The following is a 25119-nucleotide window of genomic DNA, read 5'->3' as shown; positions in this document are numbered from 1 at the left end:
TCTATTAAAAAAATCGTGTGTTTTGTATGAAGCACACGATTTTTTTTTATAAGCTTTTCCATAGTTTTTTTCCCATTTCTATAGAGAAATTCCTTATTTTATCTTCATCAACAAGAGTAGATTTTCTATCCTTAATAATTAATTTTCCGCTTGAAATAACATGCTCAATATGTTTCGATTCTATTCCAAAAATAAAATGAGACAGGAAATTGCTTTCATTAATTTCCGTTGGAGAATTATAGTTCAAGACTACAAAATTGTTATCAGCATCGCCAAGGAAATTGTTTTTGGCTATATATTTATGGACATTTCTAAATCTACGATAAACATCCGGAAATTCAATGTTTTCAAATTTTTTTCCAACAAAATATGCCGATTTTGCACTCCGCAAAACATCGCTGTGCATCCCATCGGTTCCTATCATAATGCTTTTTTCAATTTTATTTCCATCAAAAAAACCTACTTTATTATTTAAATTGCTTTCAGAATTTTGAACAACAAAGGTTTCGGATTTTCTTAATATTTCCCTCTCAATCTTAGAAATGTGAAGGCAATGAGCTAAAATTGTTTTCGATGATTCTAATGCCCCAAATTCTTTAAGTCTTTCAACTACAGTTTTATTATATTTTTCGAGGCAGTGTTTTTGGTCAAATTTATCTTCTGCAACATGGATATGAATTCCCGAATCGAAGTTTTCAGCCAAGCGGACAGCTCGTTCCAAGGTCTCCTCTCCTATCGTGAACGAAGCGTGCAAACCAACCAAAGCCTGTTTTTGTTTTAAATAATTCTCTGTTTCTGCAAAAGCTCGTTCTGTGGCAATTGCACCATCGCGGTCCGAAATTTCATAACATAACAAATGCGACAAGCCAACTTTCTCGAAAGCATCAGAAATTGTATGAAGCGAATTTTCAATACAATTTGGCGAAGAGTGATGATCTATGACAAAAGTTACTCCATTCTTTACACTTTCAATTGCAGCCGATAAGGCGCTTACTTCAATTATTTCTTTATCAAGTTTTTTATCGAGATTCCACCAAATATATTTCAGTATTTCAACAAAATTCTTTGGATTGTGTTTTGGAGGCGGCATTCCTATTGCCAAAGCCGAATAAATATGATGATGAGCATTTGCAAAGGATTTTGTAACTATTTTTCCGGTGCAATCTATAATTTCATCGTCTTGATTTAAGTTTTCAGGAATAGTATCCAAAAATGATACTTTTCCAAAAATTCCACTTTCTACTTTAACACTTTTTACTTTGAACTCTAAAGTTTTCCAATCGATAAAATTTGCATTTTTTAAAAATATAGCCATTTTCAATTTTTTCGCAAATTTATGCAAATTTCAAGCAAAATCGAACTTGGATTTTTAAGAACCGGAAGATTATTCTTCCTTTTTCTTGCCAAAAAACAAAACGCCACCTGCCAAAACTCCATACAAAGTGCTATTGTATGGATTTGAAGTTATTGCACAAGTTCCTGAACTGCAACCAATATAATAGTAGTAGGCATATCCGGCAAGCCCGCCAATAACAATTCCGGCTAAAAATTTAAAGCTTAGATATTTCTTTATTTTTTCTATCACTTTTCAATATTTTATTTTTGCAAATATATACATATTTACATAATTAAATATATCAAATTTCAATTTTCAAAAATGTGAATTTTGAGCTGTATAAAATTATCCTTTTATCACTGCCAAAGGTTTTAGTGCGAGCTTTACTTTCACCAAATCTTTTTGAAAGTTCATAACCTCAGAGATATTTTTATAAGCTCCTGATGCTTCGTCAAGGTCTTTAGTAGTTTTTATGCTATGAATAATTCCTTGTTTATTGAGTTTCTCAATTTCATTTTCGAGCTTTAGCTGTCGCTGAGCTTGCTTTCTACCCATCAGCCGCCCTGCCCCATGCGAGCAGCTTTCAAAACTTTCGGAATTTCCAAGCCCTTCAACAATGTAGGATTTTGATCCTTGTGAACCTGGAATTATTCCAATCTCAGCTTTTCGGGCACTTGTGGCTCCTTTGCGATGCACTATCACATTTTTATTGAAATGGTTTTCCCATCGTGCATAATTGTGAGCAATATTTATCATTGGTTCAAATTCTACTTTTCCACGAAAAGTATCGAAAAATACTTCTACAATCCTGTCCATCATAAGTTTCCGGTTGGCAAAAGCAAAATCGACACAATAGTTCATCTCTTCAAAATATGATTTTGCTTCCTTGCTTTCGATTGGTAAAAATGCCAATTCCCATTTTTTTTGCACTTCCGAAAACCACAAATCGTTCATTCTTACAGCAATTTTGTTGTAATGTTCTGCAACTTTTGCACCCAAATTTCTTGAACCTGAATGAACCATTATCCAAATATGTCCATCGTCGCCTTTCTGAATTTCAATGAAATGATTTCCGCCACCAAGAGTGCCTATTTGGTAACTCGCTCTTTGATACTGACTTTTAACAAACTCGGGAAATTCTTGACACTGAGGCAATAAGGCTTCATCCTGTTTTTCTTTATGCCAATCGAAACCAACAGGAATTCTTTTCCTTATTTTATCTAAAATGGATTTTAAATTGTTGGTCTGAATTTCATTTAACGAAGTTTTTATTGCACACATACCGCAACCAATGTCAACGCCTACAGCATTTGGAATAACAACGCCTTTGGTGGCCAAAACTCCACCAATTGGCATTCCGTAGCCGGTATGACAGTCGGGCATGAGGGCAACATGTTTAAAAGTAAATGGCAGATTTGCAATTTTTTCCGCCTGCCTCATTGCACTTTCCTCTACTTGGCCTAACCACATTTTTATTAGGCCACTTTCAGTTTTCAGCACTTTTTCCATTTCTTCAACCAATTAAAATAGTTCTATATTTCAAATTTTAGAACTTCAGATGTTATTTCTAAACAAAAGTTTAATGCCCAGGAAAAAGATATTTATCTTGCACATTTCACACATAATAAACTTTCAGGACGAAATAAAATTCTTCCGAGAGGAATTTCATTTTTGCATTTCAAACAAAGTCCAAATTCTTTTCTTCCAAATTGTGAAAAAACACGTTTTAGATTTTTCAACTTTTCCTGAGCCTGCCGCAAAGATGCTTCAGTAACACTTTTATTATTTATTGCGTCCATGCGCGAGATTCGTCCAATTGCAACATCAGGTGCAATGGGCTTTGTCAATTCCTTGTATTCTACAATTAATTTCTCAGTCTTTGAAATTTCTTTTATAATTCTTTCTTCTATTTCTTTTGTTTCCATTTTATTTTTTTCGATGGCTACAATAATTTGCAGATTTAAGCTAAATTGAGCGATTGTAAACTTTAAAAATCAGTAATCATTCCGCACGAGAAAAAACACAAAGAATTTTCACATACCAACAAGCTGTCCTCAAATTTTATTGTATCCTTCTCGCACCAAAGCATTACCAATTTTCTTTATTCACAATCGCTCAATTTTAGTATTATTCAAGTATTAATATGATTTTTTGCAATATTATAAATGCTGAACTCAGTATTATTATTATTTTTCTAATATAAAATACGAATTCAACTGTTTTGTATATAAGGTAGGTAAGATTTTACAAGCTGGCTTTCCTTAATCGTTCAATTTCGGTTCTTATTTCGTCAACAACTTCTTTGTTTTTAATGACTTTTTTATCACCAGTTCGAGTTGAAAAAACTACAAAAACATTTCCGCCATATTTATTCTCAAAATCTTGAAAACTTGCACTCATTCTCTCAGTAATCTTGTAATTGCCAAAATTCGCATTTGCTGTAACTGGCTTTATTTGAATGCCAAAATATTTGTTCCCAACTTTTCCAAGATAATCAATATCACCAGCGTGGTCTAATTCAGGGTCGCTTTCTTCAAACTCTATATCTGGAAATGTTTTTGCAAGTCCATCATTTATTACTGATTTTTCAAGTAAAAAGCCATCATAAGTTCGAACAATTGTAACTTCATAAATATAATCTTTACAGTCTTGTAACGTTAAATCATTAAAAGCTGCTGTCCATTCAGGAATAACTACTTCTGTTATTTTTGCATACAGTCTTTCTCCAAGTTCGTCCAATGTTTCTTTTGTTATTTTAACACTATCTTTTTTCTTGGTATAAGCTTTTTTAAAATAGAACTTTTCCCATTCATCTAGTGCTTTTGGTTGACATTCTCTTATTAATGCCATAACTGCATCAACTTTGTTCGGTCTTGTTAGTTGGTAAGTATTACTTGTGTAGTTTAATACTTTTTCCTTTTTCCCAAAAGGCTTTGCGTATTTCTCTATTTCTTTTTTAGCCATAATTATATTCTATTATTTGGGTTGACATTATTCCATCCAGCTCTAAGATTATCAGCCCTATCAGTAATCTCACTCGCTCTATTTCGCAATGAAGCTATGTATTCGATTGTTTCTTGTCTATCTATTGAAAACCAATAACCTTTTGGCACCCTACCAGATGAACTCAAAATAACATTGCTATTATCAATAGCAAAATCAATTAATTTTCTTATTTTTACTTGATTGCCACCAACTGGATAACCTAATCTTTGAGCTATTACCCTTGCTGTAATAGCATTTTGTCTACCATTTGGAATATTCTGAATTAGTATATTAATATCATTTTGATTGAACAAAATCTTTCTCCAATTTTATAAATTTATCTTTATTTTTGTAAGTGAAGTCTGTACTGACATTTACAAAACCATTTTTTATCAAATGTGCATTTAAAAATGTCTTATTTTTTAAATATAAATAGACCATTAAATTATTATTCTCATCGTGCTTAGTCTCGTCATATTTAAAAAACACTTTTTGTCCTTTTGTTTTGAGTTGTAAAAATTCAATAGCCTTACCGTTTGCTTCCTTTTTTTCTTTAACACCAATAAGTCGGACAACTAAATCATTATTCAGTTTCATTAATTCCGGGCTTATTATTTCTTTTACTAAAAAATAATCTTCTCGTTTGGTTGTGCCATTTTGGTCTATTTTTGAACCATATTGTAACTTTTTAGGGTCGGTCTTTTTTTCAAACTTATGGAAGTCTTTAAAAATATACGGTAATTCTTTTATTTGACTTTTAAAATCAATATTTAGCTTTTCTTGTTTTAGAAATTTATAATCTGAATTAAAAATATCACCTTGATTTATTTCAAGTTTTCTTTCAATAAATGGGATAAACTCAGGATTCATCTCATATCCAACTGAATTTCGGTTTAAATTTCTTGCAGCAAGTGAAGTTGTTCCACTTCCGAGAAATGGATCAAGAATAGTATCTCCAACAAACGAAAACATTTTTACTAATCTTTTTGGTAATTCTTCTGGAAACATTGCAATATGACCATCTTGTCTTGCTCCACCAAAATTCCAATGTCCATCAAAATATGTTTTCCATTCATCTTTGGTCATTTTAGATTGCTCTTTTAGTTCTCTTTCTGGTTTTATTGGCGTTCCTAATTTTTTGAATAATAGAATAAATTCATAATCAATTGAAAGAATACCGTTTCTTGGTGTAGGATAACTACCCATTAAAGAAGCTCCGCCAGTTGTATTTGAAGTTGTTTTTTTTTGCCAAATTATAGCTCCCATATAGTCAAATCCAACAGCTTCACAAAATTTAATTATTTCTGTTCTTATAGGAATAACTTTATATCGACCGTAATAAACGGCTCTTGCAAATTGGTCACCTATATTAACACATAAACGACATCCATTATTTAAAACTCTATAACTTTCTTTCCAAACAAGATTTAAGTTGTTTATATATTCTTCATAATTGTCATTATATCCAATTTGATTTTCTGTTCCGTAATCTTTTAACTGCCAATATGGTGGAGAAGTGATAACCAAATCAACTGATTTATCCTTTAATTCAGTCATTTCACGGCTGTCTCCATTTATAATTTTGTGTTTCGTTTTAAAACTCATTTTAAATCCTTTTAATCAAAGAACAAAGATAATCATTATAATTTGTGTCATGAAATTTGTTTTGTTTGGTTTTCTCAGCTTGCCTGTAACTATGTTATCTAAAGACAAATTCCCACTCTTTGCCAGGATTTTCATTTTTTAGTACAAGTAAGTTTCGTTTTCTAAATTGCAAAAATTGTTGCTTCATAATTAATATCAAATTAATTGATTAGACAAAATTAAAATATTTTTTCAGATTAATGATGTTTTGTTTATATTAAATCTTTATGAAAATGCCAATTTTTTCCATTTATTTGCAAAAAAATAAATTCGAAAATAAATAGTATTTTAAGATGAAAATAAAAGTTGCTATAATTTCAGTTTTGGGTTTTCTTGTTTTTTTTTCGTGCGAAAAAAAGCAAACAAATTACGATTATATTGAAGGTTTTACTCAAGGAACTACCTATCATATAACTTATTGTAGCGATAATGCAAAAGTTGAAAAAACAAAAGTAGATTCAATTCTAAACGATTTTGATCTCTCCTTGAGTACTTATAAACCTCAATCAATAATTTCTAAAATTAACAGAAATGAAAAGAATATAGTTGTAGATGATTATTTTAAAACAGTTTTTTTTAAAGCAAAAGAAATTTCGGAAAAAACTAATGGATTTTTTGACATCACAGTCAAGCCACTTGTGAATGCTTGGGGTTTCGGAAATGAAAAAAAAGAAAAGATTGATAGTCATAAAATTGATAGTCTGTTAGAATTTATCGGTTATGAAAAAGTTAGACTTTCCGGCGATACTGTTATCAAAGATAATCCAAATATTAAGCTTGATGTGAACGCCATTGCTCAAGGATATTCTGTTGATGTGCTAGTGCAATATTTTGAGAAACAAGGAATTAACAATTATGTAATAGAATTGGGTGGAGAACTAAAAGCAAAAGGGAAAAACAAAAATGGGACATTTTGGCGAATTGGGATCGACAAACCAATTGACGACTCAACAGCAGCAAATAGGCAAATTCAGGAAATTATATTATTGAATAACAAGGCTTTAGCAACTTCAGGAAATTATAGAAAGTATTTTGAAAAAGATGGAATTAAATATGCTCATTCAATAGATCCGAAAACCGGTTTTCCTGTCGAACATAATTTGTTGAGCGCAACAGTTCTTGCCAAGGATTGCATGACAGCCGATGCATATGCTACTGCATTCATGGTCATGGGATTAACGAAGAGTATAGATTTTGTAGAAAAAAATAATTGGCTTGAGGTTTACTTTATTTATTCTGATGAAAACGGGAATTACAAAGTCTATTCCAGCGACGGATTAAATAAGATGATTCAAACAAATAATTAGTTGATTTGAAATCTTGAGATTTAAGGATTAAACGAACATAAATGTATCAAATCATTATAGACTGGTTTACAGAAAATTACCTTGAAGTTCTTGGAACAATTTCAGGATTATTGTATTTATATTTTTCGGTAAAACAAAATATTTGGCTTTGGCCACTCGGAATAATTTCTTCTATACTATATATATATGTTTTTTTTGTTTCTAAATTTTATGCCGATATGTCTTTGCAGTTCTATTATGTTTTTATAAGCATTTACGGTTGGATTATTTGGTCGGGCAACAAAAACGATGGCTCTGAAAACGAATTAAAGGTATCGAAAACAAAACTTAAATCTGCACTAATTCTAACATTTGTAACTTTAATGATTTTTCTAATTTATTCCATAATTTTAAATCAAACAGATAGCACAATTCCATATTGGGATGCTTTCACTACTTCGGCATCGATAGTTGCAACCTGGATGCTGGCACATAAAAAAATTGAACATTGGATAATCTGGATTATAGTCGATTTAGTATCGCTTGGATTGTACATTTATAAAGGCTTATATGCAACTTCTTTTCTTTTTTTTATATATAGTTTGATTGCTGTTATAGGATATTTTGAATGGAAAAAGGAATACCAAAAAAACCTGAAATTATAAATCAACTCTCTTTAAATCTGCAAAAAAGCAAATCCAAAAAATGTCATTAATACGAATTGTAATAACAGGACCTGAATCAACAGGAAAAACATTACTATCAAAACAACTTGCAGAACATTTTAAAACAGATTGGATTCCGGAGTATGCACGTGAATATGTTGAAAATTTAGATAGAGCTTACACTTTTGAGGATGTAGAAAAAATAGCAAAAAAGCAAATTGAAACTGATAAACAAATTTTTAAGAAGACAAATGATTTAGTGTTTATTGACACTTGGTTAATCATCACAAAAGTTTGGTTCACTGAAGTTTATAAAAATGTTCCAGACTGGATTCACGAACATATCATTTCCTCTAAAATAGATTTATTCCTTTTATGCAAACCTGATATTGAATGGGCTGAAGACCCTTTGCGGGAAAATAAAAACAAAAGAGATTATCTTTTTCAGAAATATAAAGCAGAATTGGATTTCTATAAATTTAAATACGAAATAGTTTCAGGAACAGGGAAAAACCGTTTTTTGAATGCTTTAAAATTAATTGAGAAAATTTGAGTTTTTTAACAAAAGTTGCCACTGGTTCAATGATTAAAATTTATCAAGATTTGTTAATCTGTGGCTTTTTTCACTTCAATTATCGTTATTTTTTCATTAATGAAATCAATTCATCCCTAACTTTATCATAATCCTTTATTTCTTTTTTCCAAGTTTCTTCATCATATTGATAATCAATCATTTTAACAACTTTTCCATTTCTATCAAGTAGAAAAATTGTATTTTCACTTATATCATCTTTGAGTTTGGCGTAACATTCAGGACATAATTCTTTTGCAAAAAAAATAGTTTTCAACAAACATTTTTCACTATACGGTTTTGAAGGAATAATGTATGACTGATAATGATACTTATATCCTTTCAAAACTCTATCAATTATTCTATAATCGTATGTGAGCGAAGCCAATACAAAAGCTATTTTATTTGGATTTTCTGCAATTTTTGAAAGCGTATCCACCAAATCCCGATATTGCCAAAGTTCATAAAAATATGTGCCTGGGCATCCATACCAAATGCTAATAAGTGTATAGTCAAATTCATTAAATTGGGTTTGCAAATCTTTGACTGTCAATTCTTGAATGGTCGAAGAATCTATATTTTCGTAATATTTATTAATATCATTTTTATTAAAATCGCCAAGTTTCAAGCTTGTCCTGTTTTTGTAATTTTGCCTATCCTTTGCAATATTCCATGTTCTATAGGTACTTCCATCTGCTTTTTCAAAAACATAATCGTCTGGGAAATATTTCAATCCAAGGTCGTTAATTGTATTACATGAGCATAAAAATAAGCTAAAAAGCAACAGCAAATATTGGTATTTTCTCATATAGATATTTTATTAATTGAGTCAAAAAAAAATATAAAATAATAAGGGGAGTTCTAAAAATAGCAAAATTCAAGGCGTAAAAAATTTTAATAGCGGAGTTTACTTATGTAAATGAGCATCTTAAAATTTTGAAACAACGCAGGAGTTTGCATTTTTAGAAGTTCCCATAAATCAAAAATCACATAACCTCATAATCCCCTCTTTAGCATTCAATGGAATAGAAATATTCCCGGAAGGAACATAATAATCTCTTGGATTTATCCGAATTAAAGTTCCATTATACTGACTTGCAGTTCTTTCCGATTTAAATCGAACAGTTGGCACAGATTCGCCAGCACCTAATTCTATGACTACAAGTTTATAATTTTTTCTGCGATTGTCCGTTAACCAAGAATTTAGCTGTCTCGATTGCTCATCTGTTCGCCTACTAAGCCAATGCCAGTCGCCAAACATCAAAATATTTGGTCGGGCAATTCTCCCGCAATTTTCGCATTGAGGGAGCGGATCGTATGCTACAAAGCGATCTTCATCAAGCTCTACTTCAATATTTTTGGCATCCCAAATATCATACGAGCAATTTTCAGAACACTGAAAATGATGAATAGAACCATGACATTCTTCTATTTTTTCGTCATCGAAACCGGCTTTTTGAAACTGCCCATCTACATTCGATGTAAAAACAAAATAGCCTCCTTCTTTCGATTTTCCTATTTCTAAAAGTTTTGAAAAGCCATCATGAGGGATAGTTTTTCTATAAAGATTTAAACGATGCCCATAAAATGCCCATGCCAACTTAGGATTTTCGAAAAACCAATGTGGATTTGCCATTTCCGAAAAACTTATTCCAAGTTTGGCAATCGGTGGATATGCCTTCCAAAATCCTTCATTTCCTCTAAAATCTGGCAAACCGGAATCTACTCCAATGCCAGCTCCTGCTGTTACAAGAAGTGCATCGCAATTTTGAATTATCTCTTTTCCCTTTTCTATGTTTTGTTCAATGTTCATTCTCCAAATTTTCATTAAAAAATTTATTTCAAAAATAGTCTGAAAAAACTTTTTATAAAAGATTATATTGTTTTTTTTAAAATGTACTTGATTTTAATAATCGAAAGCGTAAGTTTTCCTTATAATAGTTTTAGAATATCAATATGAGCATAAAATAAGTTTTTGTATCTTTGATAAAATTTAATTGAATAATATGAAACAAAGAGTTTATATTGATACTTCAGTAATTGGTGGTTGTTTTGATAAGGAGTTTGAAGAATACTCAAATAGGCTATTCAATGAATTTAAATCTTTCAAAAAAATTGCTGTAATATCAGATATTACTTTAGATGAATTATCTGATGCTCCAAAGTATGTACAAGACAATTTTAAAACTATTCACGATGATTCAATAGAAGTTTTAATTTCAAACTCTGAAACTAAAAAACTCGCAAATTTATATATTCTTGAAAAAGCAATTTCAACAAAGTTTTATGAAGATGCACTGCATATTGCAATATCTACAATCAATCAAGTAAATGTATTAGCAAGTTGGAATTTCAAACATATAGTTAATTTGGACAGAATCCGGGTTTATAATGCGGTAAATTTGAAAAATGGATACTCACTTTTAGAAATTAGAACCCCAAGAGAAATAATAAAATTTGAAGACAATGAATACTAAAAAAGAATTTGATTCGGTGAAGATGATGAGAGAAATTCGCGATAATCATCATAAATTATATGTATCTAATCCTGAGTTACGAGAAAAAAGGTTATCAGAGATTAGAAAAAAATATGCTAATTTAATAAATACTAAGGAGTTGAATTATTCATAATAAATAATTTATATTTTTTATAATTTAATTTATGAACGCCGAGTGTTAAAAATTCCAAAAAACTGCTTTGCCGTATTCGGAATTTTCAAAAGTGCCACAATGGTTATGAGCCACGAAAAAACAGCAATGATTAAAAAAATAATTCTCGAATTAAAATAACTTTCCATTAGCCCAAAAACACCTGCCGAAATAAGTATAAAAATAAAAACGACCAGATTATTATAGGCAATCATTTCACCAAGTTTTCTGCCCGTAACATATTTCTGAATCCAGGCATTTAATGGCACTTTAAACAATCCGGCCGAGAATGAAGCCAAAACCAGTAATATCTTGAAAACAATTCCGTCAGGTTCAAGAATATATATCAAACTGATGCTTAAACTCAAGCCTGTTCCGCCAAAAGGTAAAAGTTTAAGATTGATTTTATCTTTAGAAACTAAACCTGCAAAACCGCAACCCAAACCAATCCCAATTGCCACCAGCGACATCACAATACCTGTCTCAGTGTTGCTCATACCGAGAGAATTTGGGCAATAAATCAGCAGATTCATTTGAAGCATAGAGCCTATAAACCAAAAAGTTGACAGCGAAAGGACAATATAATTCAAACCACTGATAGACATTGCATATTTAAACGAATTTCTGAGAAAGACTACCGGATTGACAGATTCCTTGCTAATACTCTCCGGGTCCGATTCTTTTGCTACAATCTTTTTGCTCGTAAGCCAACCTGAAAGAGCCACCAAAATTAAAATACTTGCCAGAATAATCTCCCGATAATTTTGAATATCGGAAACCACACCAGCCACAAAAGTTCCTATCAAAACGGCTACAAAAGTTAGCATTTCCATTGAACCGGTGCCGAACGAAATTCCTTCAACGCCGCCAATATCACGAATAAGTCCATATTTAGAAGGTGAAAATATGGCACTTTGAATCCCCATCAAAAGCATTGCAAAAAGTACAATATATATCGATTCTGCATAAAACCCAGCAATAGCAATTAGCATTATTGGCATCTCAAGCAATTTTGCCATTCTAACTATTTTGACTTTCGATTTTGTGCCTGCAAAACTACCTGCAAGCGGCGAAAAAAAGATATAAGGAATTACCAAAAGCGATGATGCTATTGCAATTATCATGGAATGATTTTCTTTAGCAAACCAATAAATGCAGACAAAACAAATCAGGTTTTTCAGGAAATTATCGTTGAAAACTCCGAGAAAATTGGTTGAAAAGAGGGGGAGCCAGTTTGTTGGTTTTTTCATTAGTGTTCAGATAAATCAACTATTCCAAATTTTTGCAAGAGAATCCTGAACATTAAAGAAAACGAATAATCAACTTGAGAAAACCTAACTAAACTTTCAATTTCAGTCTTATTCATCTTTTTTCTTCCTTCATTTTCTTTATTTTGAAAAATTTTAACAAGTAATTGTTGAAATTGAATTAGTTGTTTTGCTCTAAGATTGTCTAATAAATTAGAATCTAAGCGGAATTTTTTTATTGTTTGCAATCCTATTTCAGAATTATTTTTGGCAGTAATAATTTCATTTTCAAATGTTAAATGATTTTGTATTTTATTATCCGAATCTTTACAAGGATTTAATGCCTCATTTACAGAGATTTCCTTATTTGCAATTTTGCTATTGCAGTTTGTGCACGATAAATACAAATTATTCCAATCGAATGCTATATCTGCTCGTTCTGAAATTTCTATGTAATGGTCAATTTGTTTAGGCGTATTTTTAAGTTTTGTTTCGCAATAAAAGCATTTATGAAAACTCATTGAGTTAAGCTGCTCTTTTATTTTAGTATGTCCATATTTACTGTTATCAGGACGTTTTTTTTTCGAAATTAAAAATTTTTCTGTCCATTCTTGTTCCTTCTTTACTAAAATTTCGGGTTTCAGAAGTCTTTTTAAATATCTCATCTTTAATTATTTTGAAATATTATGTAAAAGATTTTCTACATCGAAATATGAGAAGTACTCAGGGTTTAATTGCTTTAATTTATTTTTTATTTCCTCTGCTTTTTGATTTTTGCCATTTTCTAAAGCATTTTTTCTTTCCGATAATAAAGTTGTAATTTCTATGTTAAAAGTACTTGTATTAAAAACGGGTGATAACAATATTTCTTCTATCGGTTTATTAGAGTATTCGCTAGTCATGTCTTCAATGATGGAATGATCTTGCATAGATTTGCAAACATATATTCGTGCATTTTCGACTGAAGAAACTATAAAAGGTGAGTGAGTAGTTACAATAATTTGCAGATTTGGAAAAATTTCTAATATCGAATTAATAAAAGTTTTCTGCCATTTAGGATGTAAATGATTTTCAGCTTCGTCAATCAAAAGCAAACCTGGCGTTTTGCAAAGTTCCTCAATTTTTCCTGAATTTAATACATGAACCGAGTACATTTGTCCTAATAAAGAAACCAGCCTTTGTACTAAATATAAATTTCCACTACTAAGGTTTTCAATAGGAACATCGAAACCATTTTGCGATACAATTGGGGTTAATGTGCTTCGTTCAACATATTTAAATTCTCCGTTTATTAAACTATGCTTAAAAATCTTTTTAAGGATTGCAAAAAGAAACTCCCCTAAAATCTTTTCTTCCACATTGTCACTCGATTTTAAATAATCGAAAAAACAAACCAACTGAGTAAGTTCCACATTTCTATGAATACCGTTTAAAGAATCTCTAAGGTAAATTTCAGGTTTTGGAGCTACTAAATTTTTTATTTCGAAAGAATCATTCGAAATCATTGAAGTCCAATAATTTATTATCCAATCAGGATTTGGTTCAATATTTGCCAATACTCGGCTAATTGACATATTATCTGGAATAAAAAAAGTGCCATTAGCAATTTTTTGGCACGATACTTCTGTTTTTTCATAATTGGTTTTACCATCTAAAATCTGAGGTTTATGAAAATTAGCACTAATATTAAAGTCTTGGTAGAATCTGACGATTTTTCTTTCTAACTTATCATATCTTGCAAATAAAAGCCCACGAATTGCATCTAAAACAATTGTTTTACCAGTCCCATTTTCTCCAGTAATTATTGTAACAGGAGGCTTTTCAATATTATTTTCTATAAAATCAATTTTTGCTTCTTTAAAAGGGCCAATATTTTTTAAAAATAAATCTGTAATTCTCATAATCAATTATTTAACTCCTAACACTATTGCAAATATAACAAGATTGAAAAAAAAACAAGACAATTCAAAAAAAATAAACCATCAATTTCGTATATTTACAATTGTTAAGAATTATATATATGATAAAAATGGATGCTATGAAAACAATATTAATATCAGTTCTGCTAATCTTTGGATTATTAGTGAACTCGAATGCACAAGTCGTAAATGGCAGTTTCGAGGAAGATTTTGGATTATTCACCACAGAAGGTTGGCAAAACAATGGAGGATTAGAATCGGCTGATACACCTCCAAACGGTGGATTTTGGTCTTTAAGTTTATGCGGCGGTTGCATGTGGGTGAGTTGTTCGCAGAAAATTCCACAAATCGAAAGCGGCGAAATTTGGGAACTTCGCTGCCAGGCAAAAGTTATAGGTCTTTATAGCGGAGGCAATGTTTCATGGTCCGATGGATATGCCGGTGTATTTGTTTCAGATTCGAACTGGACTCAAATCAACATAATCGACACATTTTTCCATTCTCCTTCCGATACAATTTCTATAATTCTTGAAGGTGGTGGTGGTTTTGCCGGAACTGGCGGAATTTTGGTAGATTTGGTAGAAATAGAAAATCTTGGAAATATTATTACTTCAGAGCAAATTCCTGAAGAAAAGCATAAAATCTGTCTGCTACAAAATTTCCCAAATCCTTTCGAAGATGAAACAAATATTAGTTTTGAACTAAATAATGCAGCGAATGTTTCCTTGAAAATCTACAGTTTAGTAGGCCAAGAAGTGGAGACCTTCGCAGATGGTTGGCTCAACTCGGGTATGTATCAGTATATTTGGAAGCCTTCTGAAGAAATTAGTTCAGGAATTTATTTTTGCAAACTAAAAGTTAAGGCAATAAGCGAAGCTTCCGAAGATTATGTTTTATCAAAAAAAATGATAAAAAATTGATACTAATCGAAACCCAAAAACTATTGTTCGGCTTTTTGCTCATTTTTAATTTTCTGATAATTAAGTACTTTTGCACTTTTTTATAACGCAAACAATTTGCTATGTACGAATGGGGACACGAGCGGCGATTTAATGCTTATTCAAATTATTTCAGAAAACAATTTGGCGAAAGAGTGCAAAAAGTTTCGATAGATGCTGGTTTTACATGCCCAAACCGCGATGGCAAGGTAGCAGTGGGCGGTTGCACATTTTGCAACAACAATGCTTTTAATCCTTCCTATTGCAGCAACAAAAAATCTGTAAGCCAACAAATTCAAGAGGGAATAGAATTTCATAAACGAAGATACAGACGAGCAAATAAATATCTTGCATATTTTCAGGCATATTCAAATACCTATGCTGATATTGAACATTTAAAATCGATTTATCGGGAAGCAACTGAAATTGAAGGAATTGTAGGCCTTGTGATTGGAACACGCCCCGATTGCGTTGATGAAACAAAGCTAAATTATTTTAAAGATTTATCTGAAGAAAACTATGTGATGCTCGAATACGGTGTTGAATCATGCTATAATGAAACTTTAGAAAACATTAACAGAGGGCACACTTTCGAAGATTCAGAAAATGCAATTAAACTCACTGCGGAAAAAGAAGTAAAAACCGGAGCTCATCTAATTTTTGGTTTGCCCGGCGAATCGAAAAACAAAATGCTTGATGAAGCCAAAATAATTTCTGCATTGCCTCTAAACAATATAAAATTTCATCAGCTGCAAATAATTAAAGATACGATGATGGAAAAGCAATTTGCTAAAAATCCGCAGAATTTCAGATTTTTCGAATTAGACGAATATATCGATTTTATTATTGATTTTTTAGAGCTGTTAAATCCAAATTTTGTAGTTGAGCGATTTGCAGGCGAAGTTCCACCACGATTTATTGCCGGGCCAAACTGGGGACTTATCAGAAACGACCAGATTTTAGTGAAAATAGAAAAACGACTGAAGGAGAGAAATACATGGCAAGGGAAATTTTACAACATTTAAGTTTCTACCAATGAATTAGATGTTCGTTATGAAAAAAACTTGATTACCAAGAAAAAGTATGTATTTTTGTAGAAGAAATAAATTGAATGATGAAGAAGTTTAGAGAAAAATATATAAATCCATTCACAGATTACGGATTTAAGAAATTATTTGGTGAAGAGCCAAACAAAGATTTATTGCTTGATTTTTTAAATGAATTACTTAAAGAACAAGAAGGAGAGATAAAAGAAATTTCGTATTTACCTGCCGAAAAATTGCCAATTTCACAAGGAGACAGAAAGGCTGTTTTTGACATATATTGCACCAATGAAAAAGGTGAAAAATTCATTGTTGAAATTCAGAAAACCAAGCAGAAATATTTTAAAGACAGAACTTTATATTATTCAACTTTTCCAATTCAGGAGCAGGCTATTGTCGGACAGGATTGGGATTTTAAGTTAAAAAATGTTTATTTGATAGCCATTTTAGATTTTGTTTTTGATGAAGATAAAAATCAAGCTGAAAAATTCAGATATAATGTAAAATTGTCGGATATTGAAACAAAAAAGGTCTTTTACGAAAAATTGACATTTGTATATTTAGAAATGCCAAAATTTAATAAGACAGAAAAAGAATTAGAAACTAAATTTCATAAATGGCTTTTTGTATTAAAAAATCTGAATAAGTTAGACAGAATACCTGTTGAACTGAAAGAAAATATTTTTTTAAAACTATTTGAAACAGCCGAGATAGCAAAATTAGACAAGGCAGAATTCCGTAAATATCAGGAAAGTTTAAATGCATACAGAGATATAAAGAATTCAGTTGATACGGCTCGGGAAGAAGGTAAGGTTGAAGGTAAGGTCGAAGGTAAAGTCGAAGGAAAGACTGAAATTGCTTATGAAATGATAAAAGACAATGAACCTATTGATAAAATTAAAAAATATACAGGATTATCAGAAGAAGAAATTAACAAATTGAATAATGGATTATTGTGATTGGGTAAATCAAAAATTAGATGTTTTCTACGATAAAAATGGCGAAAGATACCTTGATATGAATATTTACAATGAAATATTCGATTTTTTAGATGAATCTAATTTTAAAAATGAAGAACCTAAACTTTTTGAAGCAGAATTGCATCGAATAAGAGATTTATATAATACTTTAACATATGCTTATGAACAAGGTTATCAACAAGGGCTTAGAGAAGCAAAATACAAGCAATGATAAAAACTTTAACAAAAGAATGACTTTCTTTAGATTTAAAAAAACAAAAGTAGGATGAATCTGTTAGACACCATGGGAAAACTTGGCAAATATGCCCGAAAAGGGGCTAAAGTGGCGTTTAAGCCAATCTCCTTAGCAATTCTTGGAACAATTATGGCAGTTAGTATCTCAAACCAATCTCAAGCTCAAGTCATCGAATCAGATATTCTCTGGGGAACAGGAACATTACATCTTTTTAATGATGAAACAGGATACTCAATTCCTAATTTAGCACTTAAGCTTAAACCTCTTGATATGGAAGAATTCACACCAGATACTGTTTTTGAGTATAATATGGGTCTTTCTTCAATGCTTGATTTTTCTCTTCCTGTCAGAATCGACACCACATACATCGACACTACAACTATCGATACTTTAAACATCATAACTAATAAAGAGCTCCTTAAAAATGTTAAGACTCAACCAAACATAGGTAGTGATTTTAACATGTTCTTTTCAAAACATATAAATGCAAATATTTTCATTCACAATATTGCAGGTCAACAAATATTCCAGGATAAAATTTCAGATAATAAATATTATAATAATCTTTCAGATCTTGCAAATGGAATTTATTTAATTAATGTACAAACTGATGATAATAAATCTTTCACTCAAAAATTTGTAAAAACTAATACTTCACCTATCGGTCAAATCTTTAAACCTGAGTTTGAAAACCACACTCCATCTTTAAACAATTCAGAATATAATTTTAAAAATTTGCAAACAGCTTCTGCAACGTATAAAGTTAGTTGGGATAGTATTGAAGGTTATTATGGTGGCGACACTACATTAACAATTCATGAAGGTGACAATAGTTACATACCTATTTTTATTAATCCAGTTCCCATCACAGTACTAAACTTCAAGATAAACGCATGGAATTTAATGGATTCAACAAGTATTGATAGTGCTTTAGTTTACATAAAAGATTCTTCAGGAAACATTGATAGTTTACGAACGGGCAGTGATGGTTCTGCAACTTTTACAGATCTTGAAGAAGAAGAAACATTCACTATTGGTATTGGTAAAGATAATTATAAATTTTGGGAAGGTATGCAAATAACTCTTCCTTCAGCCGATGGTTATGGAGACACTTTAACAACAGAAAAAAACTACACACTAATCCCTGACACAGTTCATTCAGGATTAAACGACACAACAGTTTTCATCTCCACAGAAAACATTGCTTTAATGATACGAAGATTTAACATTCAAATTGCTTTATATGATACTATTCACGTCTGGCACAGTCCTAGTTTTTCTCAAGCTCAGCTTGATGGTGCTGAAATGCTTGAAAACTTATTTGAATCATACACAGGGATTCCTACAAAAATACATTCTCAACAATTCATTTATCCAATTCCTAATTACAATCCATACACAACCACACCCGATAGTGTAGGTGTTAACATTTCTCCAGGAAGCAGTAATTGCACAGAAGTAACACACATACTACCTTCAGGAGAACATGTTAACCTCGGTGCAAATATAACAAATAGTATTTCATTTCCAAGACAATTTTTCAAAGAATATCACAGAATGCTTGGAATGAAAGAAGTAGTTACCAGACCATCAAACATGAATCCCACAGGCACTGATGTCAACGACATAGATATTGCCATAGATATTATTTCATATAATTTAGGACGCAATCATTTTAAGCTTGGTAAACACGATGTTGATAATGTCATGGAACATCTAAGAGATGAACCAACCTACTTGCAACAAACAAAATCACCAAAATAAAAACTTTAATGCCTCAGTATGAAAACTTTAAACGACCTTACAGTAAAAGAATTTAAAGAGCTCCTGGCCGGTTATTTTGCAAAACCCAAAAAACGGCAAAAACTTAATCTCGACGAAATCAGACAAATAGCAAAAAACCTAAATACAAAAATTAACGTACCGTTAATCACTGAAACCGGTGAAGAAAAGATACTTATAAAAATCGTAGTGAAAATTGATACTTTCCTCTACAATAATCTTCCAAACGAGTTCTACGACCTAATCAGAAGTTCGGAAAAAGGAATTGACGAACATGAAGCAAAACGACTGATAATCAGACTTTCGAAATTGGCAAACCGGCAAATCGACATTCCATATATTCCCGAAAACATGGAATATTTGGCAATTCGCTTTGTTTTAGGAATGGTGATAAATGCTGCCCGTAGAAACTGGGATTTTCTGAAAGCCGACGAAAATGCCAAACAGATGCAAATTCCACAAGTGGAAGATGCAAACGACAACGAATTAGCTTCAATAATTGTATGAACAAATTTGACAATTCTTACACAGATAGAAAAGCCCATGAAAACACTAAAGACATTATAGTTTCTAACGGCACAATAGTAAATTCAGTCGATTCTGTTAATGCCGACATTTTATTGTCAAACGGAAAAATAACTGAAATCGGAAATAATATTCAGTTCGATGAAAATGAAACAATTGTGCTTAATGCAAAAAACAAATTGGTTTTTCCCGGTGGCATAGATCCGCACGTGCATTTCGATTTGGAAACACCACTTGGCAAATCTTCCGATAGTTTTGAAACTGGCAGTCGTGCAGCACTTTTCGGAGGCACAACTTCGATTATCGATTTTGTAACGCCTTTGCCCGGACAATCATTAATAGAAGCTCTAAACGAAAGAAAACAGATTGCGAAAAACTGTTTCATAGATTATGGGTTTCATATGAGCATCACTTCATGGAACAAAAACACAGCAAAAGAAATGCGACAATGTGTTGAGCACGAAGGCATTAATTCGTTTAAAGTATATTTGGCATATCAGGATACTATTGGCATTTCTGAAAACGAGCTTTCTAAAGTTTTAGAAAATGCGAAAAAATTAGATGCAACTGTATGTGTTCATTGCGAAAATGATACTATCATAAAAAATATGCAATCAGAATTAATAAATAAAAATAAACTTTCCCCGTTTTATCATCCAAAATCGAGGCCTCCGAAAGCAGAATCTGAGGCAGTAAAATCTCTTATAAATTTATCGGAAAAATTTCAAACAAAAATTTATATAGTTCATGTTTCAGCAAAAGAATCGGTTGAACAAATTGAACTTTCGCAAAAATCAAACAAAAATATATTTGCAGAAACTTGCACACAATATCTGCTTTTAGACGAAAAACTTTATAACTTAAAGAATTTTGAAAGTGCAAAATATGTAATGAGCCCTCCCCTACGCGAAAAATCGCATCAAGAAAAACTTTGGAAAGCGATCGCTAACGGACGTGTACAGACCATTGTTACAGACCATTGCCCTTTTCATTTTGCCGGTCAAAAAAACACAGGTTCCAAAGATTTTACAAAAATTCCTAACGGCATTGGCGGGGTGGAGCATCGCTTGAGTTTAATTTATACTTATGGAGTTTTAGAAGGTCTGCTGAGCAAACAAAAATTTGTGGAACTTTGTTCGACCAATGCAGCCAAACATTTTGGTATGTATCCAAAAAAAGGAGCTATAAATGTTGGTTCGGATGCCGATATTGTGATTTGGGATACTAAAAAATCAAATACTATTTCGGCAAAAACTCATCATCAAAATTGTGATTATAACGCATACGAAAATTTCAAAACTATTGGTTCGCCGGAATACGTAATCATAAATGGAAAAATTGTAATAAAATCCGGCAAACTTTTAAACAAAAATTTAAAGGGAGAATATCTTTACAGAAGGTAGAAATTTTTTATTTCCCGCAAATTACACGGATTTCCGTAGAAACAGCTTGGCTCAAATGTATATAGCTTTTTTATATGAAATTCTGTGGTCTCTCAGGGAGCTAAAACTCCCATGCCGAATTAAGGAGATTTTTGATTAAATTTGAATTACTGAAAGTTTTACTATTTTTGATTTTTTTGAAATATGTATAATTTAACGTTTTTATGATGAAAAAGATATTTGTTTTATTGCTTGTTGCCGTTATGGCATTGCCAAATTTGGTGAATGCTCAAAAAATTTCCAAACAAGACAAAGTGCTCGGAAAATGGTTTTCAGAAGACAAAAAAGGAGTTGTTGAAATATATAAAGTAGGAAACAAATATAATGGGAAAATAGTTGAAATTCTCGACAAAAATGCTGAAAGATACGATATAAATAATCCTGATCCGAGTAAACGAAAACAATCAAAACTTGGATTGGTCATTTTGAAAAATTTTGTTTTTGACGATGACGAATGGGAAGACGGCACTATTTATGATCCTAAAAACGGCAAAACATACAGTTGTGTAATGGAATTGGAAAATGACAATGTCCTGGAAATTACCGGATATATTGGAATAACGCTATTTGGACGTACAGCAATTTGGACACGGAAGTTGGATTAGGTAGTTGAAAGTTGAAAAGTTTGTCAAGTTGCTTGTCATACACCTAAATTCTGCCTTAAGTTTAAAACTTGTGGTATGATAATTATTCGAAATAAGTAATTAGTGTAGGAAACTAAATTGTAATATGCTTTCCTATTGTGAAATAAAAAATTTACCGCAATGTTCACGATGTAAATCGCGAACATTGCAAAGAAAACATAATCAACAACATAGCCTTTTTTACGGTACGATAAATTTTGCAGCAATCATAAAATCAACAATATAAAGGGGACTTCTAAAAATAGTAAATTTCAAGGCGTAATAAATTTTAAAACCGCAGTTTACCGTTGTAAATGAGGATTTTAAAATTTTGAAACAACGATGAAATTTGCATTTTTAGATGTTCCCTAAACATACTGTTTAGTTACAGAAAATATTTATAAATCTATTTTTTCAATTTTCCTTTAAAACTATAAAATCCTGTTTTTTTTCTAAAAATTACATTTTATAGGCAACTTCAATACAAGATATCTGTCTTTATAATGATTTTTTTGAAATTTTAAATTCTAACTTATAACTTGGATTATGAAAACAAAGATTTTTACATTTCTATTAGTTTCGATTTTAATCTCAAACACCTATGCCCAAAGTGGCGAAACCAGTAATTGGATTTTTGGTTCAAATGCAGGCGTTTCGTGGGATTGTGTAACAGTTTCTCCATCGGCAGTTGGAGGTAGCCCCCTTTTTACTAACGAAGGAGTGGCAACAATTAGCGATCAAAATTGCAACTTGTTGTTTTTTAGCGATGGGGCTACTGTTTGGGATGCAAATATGAACCAAATGCCAAACGGGTATGGACTGACCGGTGATAACTCATCTACTATGTCTGCTGTAATTGTACCAAAACCTTATGACCCAAACACATACTATATTTTCACAGTTGATGATAATCTTGGATCGGGCGGATTAGCATTTTCCAGAATTGACATGACTGCAAATGGTGGGCTCGGCGATATTGATCCTTTGGAAAAAAACATCCCAATTTTACCTACTTCACCTGAGAAAATTGCAGTTACAAAACACGCAAATGGAATAGATTATTGGGTTGTTGTTCATGAGTGGAACAACAATACTTTTCGTTCTTACCTAATTACTTCAGCAAATATTGACATAAGTTTATATGTGCAATCAAATGTTGGGACTGTACACAGCGGATCTTCTGCTGATTCGCGAGGCTATATGAAACTATCGCCAAGTGGTAGTCGGTTGATTGTTGCAATTGAAGGAATGGCTACTTATGAATTATTTAATTTTGATAATAACACCGGAATTTTATCAAATCCAATTACAATAAACGGATATAGTGATGCTTACGGTTGTGAATTTTCGCCAGATGAGCATTATTTATATGCCGTAAATAGATGGGATAACGAAGTACATCAATGGGATTTATATCAACTACCTAACTTAAGCAATTTCTTAAACTCTCACCTTACAGTTGGTTGGTTAGGATCCCAAACTTATGGCGATGGTGGTGCTGTTCAGCTTGCCACAGATAGTAAAGTTTACTGTGCCAGAGACGATCAATATTGGTTGTCTAGTATTAGCCCACCATTATCTACCGGAGGGCTTAGTGTTTTTACCCAAAATGCGATAAATATAGATGTTTCTTCAACTCCAGGTTTAGAGATATGTGGAGAAGGACTACCAACTTTTGTGTCGAATTATTTCTATTTTTCCGATTTTGATGTTGTGATAAACACCTCTGACTTAAACTGCTACAACGATTCATCCGGCGAAATTAATCTTACGGTTTTTGGTGGAACGACACCCTATGTATATTTGTGGAATACAGGAAATACGACTCAGGATTTATCAAATTTGGCAGCCGGCTTTTATTATGTTACGATTGGTGATTTTAATGGAAATACAATATCGGATACAATTGAGATAACTGAACCTTTAGAACTTATTTTATCGTCGATAGTAAGCAATGCAAGTGTCTTTGGTGCTAATGATGGTGATATTGACTTGACAATTGACGGTGGGACGAGTCCTTACTATTTTCAGTGGTCGAACGGAATGAACACTGAAGATATTTCAAGTCTAAATGCAGGAAATTATTCAGTTGTAGTATATGATAATAATGGATGTACTATAAATACCAGTTTTGAAATAAACCAACCGATAGACCCTAATGCACCAAATTGGCCATACACAGTAACTTCAACAAATCATACTATCTTAATTCCTGATACCGTAACTATTATAATAAATGGTAATCCTATAGATGCAGGAGATTATATTGGCGTATTTTACGATTCCTTGGGAACACTTGCATGCGGCGGATATCAAATTTGGCAAAATAACACAACTTCAATTGCAGCATGGGGTACAGAAGTTGGAATGAATAATGGTTTTACTGATGGTGAAATGTTTAAATGGAAAATCTGGGATATTTCTGATAGTATTGAGTATTATGTAAATGCCAACTACATGCCCGTTCCTCCTATGACCGACCAACAGTTTTTTGCTGTAAATGGAATGAGTGGTTTATCCTCATTGTCTGTTTCAACAATGTCAACATCGCAACAAATAGTTCTGCCGCTGAACTGGTGCTATTTTTCAACATATATTTCACCTTTGGAAGTGCCATTCGATTCAATTTTGAGTGATATAGTTTCGAATGTGGAAATTGTTAAAAACTATATGGGTCAGGTTTATTGGCCTGCGTATCAGGTTAATTCAATCGGAGATTATTCAATTACTCAGGCTTATCAAGTAAAAATGGCAAGCTCTGATATTCTGACAATAAACGGATCGGAAATAGTTCCCGAACTAACAGATTGCCCTATTCCGCTTGGCTGGTATCTCATTCCTTATTTGCGAACCGATGCCGCTCCAATTGTCGAAATGTTAAGTACAATCACCAGCGATATTGAGATTGTCAAGAACTCATTAGGGCAGGTTTATTGGCCTACTTATGGAATTAATGTTTTCGGCGATATGGTTCCCGGCGAAGGCTATCAAATAAAAATGAACAATGCAGCTAATTTGACCTATCCACCAAACTCTGCAAATGTTTCGAAATCTATCATACAAATCCCTCAGCCAAAACATTTCAAAACAACAATAAACACAGGCTCAAATATGACTTTGGGTATTCCAAAAACAGCATGGGAAACAAAACCGGTAATGATTAGTGAGATCGGAGTATTTAGTGTGAGTGGTTTGCTTGTAGGATCGGGAGTTTATACAGGTAAAAATCTTGCAATTTCCATTTGGGGC

Annotated in this window: 25 protein-coding genes; 13 read left to right on the top strand and 12 right to left on the bottom strand. The window is 32.0% G+C overall.

Annotation, left to right across the window (positions count from 1 at the left end; translation table 11 throughout):
- Positions 1 to 46: 46 nt before the first annotated feature.
- The 7 genes from HN894_13650 to HN894_13620 all read right to left on the bottom strand — a co-directional run bounded on the left by HN894_13650 (position 47) and on the right by HN894_13620 (position 5878).
- Positions 47 to 1315, bottom strand: a complete 1269-nt coding sequence (locus tag HN894_13650) for an amidohydrolase family protein (GenBank protein MBT7144368.1) — start codon at positions 1313 to 1315, stop codon at positions 47 to 49.
- Positions 1316 to 1384: 69 nt separating this feature from the next.
- Entirely contained in the window at positions 1385 to 1582 is a 198-nt protein-coding gene (locus HN894_13645; protein MBT7144367.1) for a hypothetical protein, read from the bottom strand.
- A gap of 99 nt (positions 1583 to 1681) precedes the next feature.
- Positions 1682 to 2845, bottom strand: a complete 1164-nt coding sequence (locus HN894_13640) for an RtcB family protein (GenBank protein ID MBT7144366.1) — start codon at positions 2843 to 2845, stop codon at positions 1682 to 1684.
- Positions 2846 to 2937: 92 nt separating this feature from the next.
- The gene (locus tag HN894_13635) at positions 2938 to 3261 is read right to left on the bottom strand and encodes a TraR/DksA family transcriptional regulator (GenBank protein ID MBT7144365.1); all 324 of its coding nucleotides are present in this window, start codon (positions 3259 to 3261) and stop codon (positions 2938 to 2940) included.
- A 319-nt stretch (positions 3262 to 3580) separates the two neighbouring features.
- On the bottom strand, positions 3581 to 4300 hold the full coding sequence (locus tag HN894_13630) for an MjaI family restriction endonuclease (protein ID MBT7144364.1): 720 nt from the start codon (positions 4298 to 4300) through the stop codon (positions 3581 to 3583).
- A 2-nt stretch (positions 4301 to 4302) separates the two neighbouring features.
- Complete coding sequence (locus tag HN894_13625) at positions 4303 to 4635, bottom strand: hypothetical protein (GenBank protein MBT7144363.1); 333 nt, start codon at positions 4633 to 4635, stop codon at positions 4303 to 4305.
- Entirely contained in the window at positions 4619 to 5878 is a 1260-nt protein-coding gene (locus HN894_13620) for a site-specific DNA-methyltransferase (GenBank protein MBT7144362.1), read from the bottom strand. Before HN894_13620 ends, HN894_13625 begins: the two co-directional genes overlap by 17 nt.
- Positions 5879 to 6258: 380 nt before the next feature.
- Here HN894_13620 and HN894_13615 point away from each other — a divergent pair, with 380 nt between their 5' ends.
- The 3 genes from HN894_13615 to HN894_13605 are packed head-to-tail and all read left to right on the top strand — an operon-like array spanning position 6259 to position 8469.
- Complete coding sequence (locus HN894_13615; protein ID MBT7144361.1) at positions 6259 to 7272, top strand: FAD:protein FMN transferase; 1014 nt, start codon at positions 6259 to 6261, stop codon at positions 7270 to 7272.
- Positions 7273 to 7322: 50 nt separating this feature from the next.
- A complete protein-coding gene (locus HN894_13610; GenBank protein ID MBT7144360.1) occupies positions 7323 to 7916 on the top strand; it encodes a nicotinamide mononucleotide transporter in 594 nt (197 codons plus the stop codon).
- A gap of 40 nt (positions 7917 to 7956) precedes the next feature.
- Positions 7957 to 8469: an ATP-binding protein gene (locus tag HN894_13605; protein ID MBT7144359.1), complete on the top strand. Its 513-nt coding sequence runs from the start codon at positions 7957 to 7959 to the stop codon at positions 8467 to 8469.
- Between the two features lie 85 nt (positions 8470 to 8554).
- Here HN894_13605 and HN894_13600 read toward each other — a convergent pair whose 3' ends face one another.
- Positions 8555 to 9295: a hypothetical protein gene (locus HN894_13600; protein ID MBT7144358.1), complete on the bottom strand. Its 741-nt coding sequence runs from the start codon at positions 9293 to 9295 to the stop codon at positions 8555 to 8557.
- A 171-nt stretch (positions 9296 to 9466) separates the two neighbouring features.
- Positions 9467 to 10300 (bottom strand): NAD-dependent deacetylase, encoded by an 834-nt coding sequence (locus HN894_13595; protein MBT7144357.1) that lies wholly within the window; start codon positions 10298 to 10300, stop codon positions 9467 to 9469.
- Positions 10301 to 10493: 193 nt separating this feature from the next.
- On the opposite strand from HN894_13595, the gene HN894_13590 reads away from it, so the two are divergent.
- A complete protein-coding gene (locus HN894_13590) occupies positions 10494 to 10964 on the top strand; it encodes a PIN domain protein (protein ID MBT7144356.1) in 471 nt (156 codons plus the stop codon).
- A 183-nt stretch (positions 10965 to 11147) separates the two neighbouring features.
- On the opposite strand, the gene HN894_13585 is transcribed toward HN894_13590, so the two are convergent.
- The 3 genes from HN894_13585 to HN894_13575 are packed head-to-tail and all read right to left on the bottom strand — an operon-like array spanning position 11148 to position 14284.
- Positions 11148 to 12386, bottom strand: coding sequence for an MFS transporter (locus HN894_13585; protein ID MBT7144355.1), 1239 nt, complete (start codon positions 12384 to 12386; stop codon positions 11148 to 11150).
- On the bottom strand, positions 12386 to 13048 hold the full coding sequence (locus HN894_13580) for a hypothetical protein (protein ID MBT7144354.1): 663 nt from the start codon (positions 13046 to 13048) through the stop codon (positions 12386 to 12388). The genes HN894_13585 and HN894_13580 overlap by 1 nt, the downstream gene beginning before the upstream one ends.
- 6 nt (positions 13049 to 13054) lie before the next feature.
- Positions 13055 to 14284 carry an AAA family ATPase gene (locus tag HN894_13575; GenBank protein ID MBT7144353.1) on the bottom strand — a complete coding sequence of 410 codons (1230 nt, stop codon included), beginning with the start codon at positions 14282 to 14284 and terminating at the stop codon, positions 13055 to 13057.
- Between the two features lie 137 nt (positions 14285 to 14421).
- Here HN894_13575 and HN894_13570 point away from each other — a divergent pair, with 137 nt between their 5' ends.
- The 9 genes from HN894_13570 to HN894_13530 form a co-directional block, all read left to right on the top strand.
- Positions 14422 to 15222 (top strand): T9SS type A sorting domain-containing protein, encoded by an 801-nt coding sequence (locus HN894_13570; GenBank protein ID MBT7144352.1) that lies wholly within the window; start codon positions 14422 to 14424, stop codon positions 15220 to 15222.
- Positions 15223 to 15323: 101 nt separating this feature from the next.
- Positions 15324 to 16265 (top strand): TIGR01212 family radical SAM protein, encoded by a 942-nt coding sequence (locus tag HN894_13565; protein ID MBT7144351.1) that lies wholly within the window; start codon positions 15324 to 15326, stop codon positions 16263 to 16265.
- 89 nt (positions 16266 to 16354) lie between these two features.
- Complete coding sequence (locus tag HN894_13560) at positions 16355 to 17242, top strand: PD-(D/E)XK nuclease family transposase (protein MBT7144350.1); 888 nt, start codon at positions 16355 to 16357, stop codon at positions 17240 to 17242.
- The gene (locus HN894_13555; GenBank protein ID MBT7144349.1) at positions 17229 to 17474 is read left to right on the top strand and encodes a hypothetical protein; all 246 of its coding nucleotides are present in this window, start codon (positions 17229 to 17231) and stop codon (positions 17472 to 17474) included. Before HN894_13560 ends, HN894_13555 begins: the two co-directional genes overlap by 14 nt.
- 54 nt (positions 17475 to 17528) lie before the next feature.
- Positions 17529 to 19262, top strand: coding sequence for a T9SS type A sorting domain-containing protein (locus tag HN894_13550; protein MBT7144348.1), 1734 nt, complete (start codon positions 17529 to 17531; stop codon positions 19260 to 19262).
- A gap of 18 nt (positions 19263 to 19280) precedes the next feature.
- On the top strand, positions 19281 to 19787 hold the full coding sequence (locus tag HN894_13545) for a hypothetical protein (GenBank protein MBT7144347.1): 507 nt from the start codon (positions 19281 to 19283) through the stop codon (positions 19785 to 19787).
- Positions 19784 to 21208, top strand: coding sequence for a dihydropyrimidinase (gene hydA, locus HN894_13540; GenBank protein ID MBT7144346.1), 1425 nt, complete (start codon positions 19784 to 19786; stop codon positions 21206 to 21208). Before HN894_13545 ends, hydA begins: the two co-directional genes overlap by 4 nt.
- Positions 21209 to 21414: 206 nt before the next feature.
- Positions 21415 to 21852, top strand: coding sequence for a DUF2147 domain-containing protein (locus tag HN894_13535; GenBank protein ID MBT7144345.1), 438 nt, complete (start codon positions 21415 to 21417; stop codon positions 21850 to 21852).
- 564 nt (positions 21853 to 22416) lie between these two features.
- Positions 22417 to 25119, top strand: a 2703-nt coding sequence (locus HN894_13530; protein MBT7144344.1) for a hypothetical protein, incomplete at its 3' end; no start/stop codon positions are given.

It is taken from the genome of Bacteroidota bacterium (assembly GCA_018692315.1).
GTDB lineage: Bacteria > Bacteroidota > Bacteroidia > Bacteroidales > JABHKC01 > JABHKC01.
This window is presented reverse-complemented; position numbering and strand designations above follow the sequence as displayed.

What these genes read in the sequence shown, in the direction of transcription:
- HN894_13565 (MBT7144351.1), top strand. Translation starts at nt 15,324, where the DNA reads ATGTACGAATGGGGACACGAGCGGCGATTTAATGCTTATTCAAATTAT.
- HN894_13560 (MBT7144350.1), top strand. Translation starts at nt 16,355, where the DNA reads ATGAAGAAGTTTAGAGAAAAATATATAAATCCATTCACAGATTACGGA.
- HN894_13605 (MBT7144359.1), top strand. Translation starts at nt 7,957, where the DNA reads ATGTCATTAATACGAATTGTAATAACAGGACCTGAATCAACAGGAAAA.
- HN894_13600 (MBT7144358.1), bottom strand. Translation starts at nt 9,295, where the DNA reads ATGAGAAAATACCAATATTTGCTGTTGCTTTTTAGCTTATTTTTATGC.
- HN894_13635 (MBT7144365.1), bottom strand. Translation starts at nt 3,261, where the DNA reads ATGGAAACAAAAGAAATAGAAGAAAGAATTATAAAAGAAATTTCAAAG.
- HN894_13535 (MBT7144345.1), top strand. Translation starts at nt 21,415, where the DNA reads ATGAAAAAGATATTTGTTTTATTGCTTGTTGCCGTTATGGCATTGCCA.
- HN894_13575 (MBT7144353.1), bottom strand. Translation starts at nt 14,284, where the DNA reads ATGAGAATTACAGATTTATTTTTAAAAAATATTGGCCCTTTTAAAGAA.
- HN894_13620 (MBT7144362.1), bottom strand. Translation starts at nt 5,878, where the DNA reads ATGACTGAATTAAAGGATAAATCAGTTGATTTGGTTATCACTTCTCCA.
- HN894_13595 (MBT7144357.1), bottom strand. Translation starts at nt 10,300, where the DNA reads ATGAACATTGAACAAAACATAGAAAAGGGAAAAGAGATAATTCAAAAT.
- HN894_13550 (MBT7144348.1), top strand. Translation starts at nt 17,529, where the DNA reads ATGAATCTGTTAGACACCATGGGAAAACTTGGCAAATATGCCCGAAAA.
- HN894_13630 (MBT7144364.1), bottom strand. Translation starts at nt 4,300, where the DNA reads ATGGCTAAAAAAGAAATAGAGAAATACGCAAAGCCTTTTGGGAAAAAG.
- HN894_13650 (MBT7144368.1), bottom strand. Translation starts at nt 1,315, where the DNA reads ATGGCTATATTTTTAAAAAATGCAAATTTTATCGATTGGAAAACTTTA.
- HN894_13585 (MBT7144355.1), bottom strand. Translation starts at nt 12,386, where the DNA reads ATGAAAAAACCAACAAACTGGCTCCCCCTCTTTTCAACCAATTTTCTC.
- HN894_13580 (MBT7144354.1), bottom strand. Translation starts at nt 13,048, where the DNA reads ATGAGATATTTAAAAAGACTTCTGAAACCCGAAATTTTAGTAAAGAAG.
- HN894_13615 (MBT7144361.1), top strand. Translation starts at nt 6,259, where the DNA reads ATGAAAATAAAAGTTGCTATAATTTCAGTTTTGGGTTTTCTTGTTTTT.
- HN894_13545 (MBT7144347.1), top strand. Translation starts at nt 19,281, where the DNA reads ATGAAAACTTTAAACGACCTTACAGTAAAAGAATTTAAAGAGCTCCTG.
- hydA (MBT7144346.1), top strand. Translation starts at nt 19,784, where the DNA reads ATGAACAAATTTGACAATTCTTACACAGATAGAAAAGCCCATGAAAAC.
- HN894_13590 (MBT7144356.1), top strand. Translation starts at nt 10,494, where the DNA reads ATGAAACAAAGAGTTTATATTGATACTTCAGTAATTGGTGGTTGTTTT.
- HN894_13640 (MBT7144366.1), bottom strand. Translation starts at nt 2,845, where the DNA reads ATGGAAAAAGTGCTGAAAACTGAAAGTGGCCTAATAAAAATGTGGTTA.
- HN894_13555 (MBT7144349.1), top strand. Translation starts at nt 17,229, where the DNA reads ATGGATTATTGTGATTGGGTAAATCAAAAATTAGATGTTTTCTACGAT.
- HN894_13570 (MBT7144352.1), top strand. Translation starts at nt 14,422, where the DNA reads ATGAAAACAATATTAATATCAGTTCTGCTAATCTTTGGATTATTAGTG.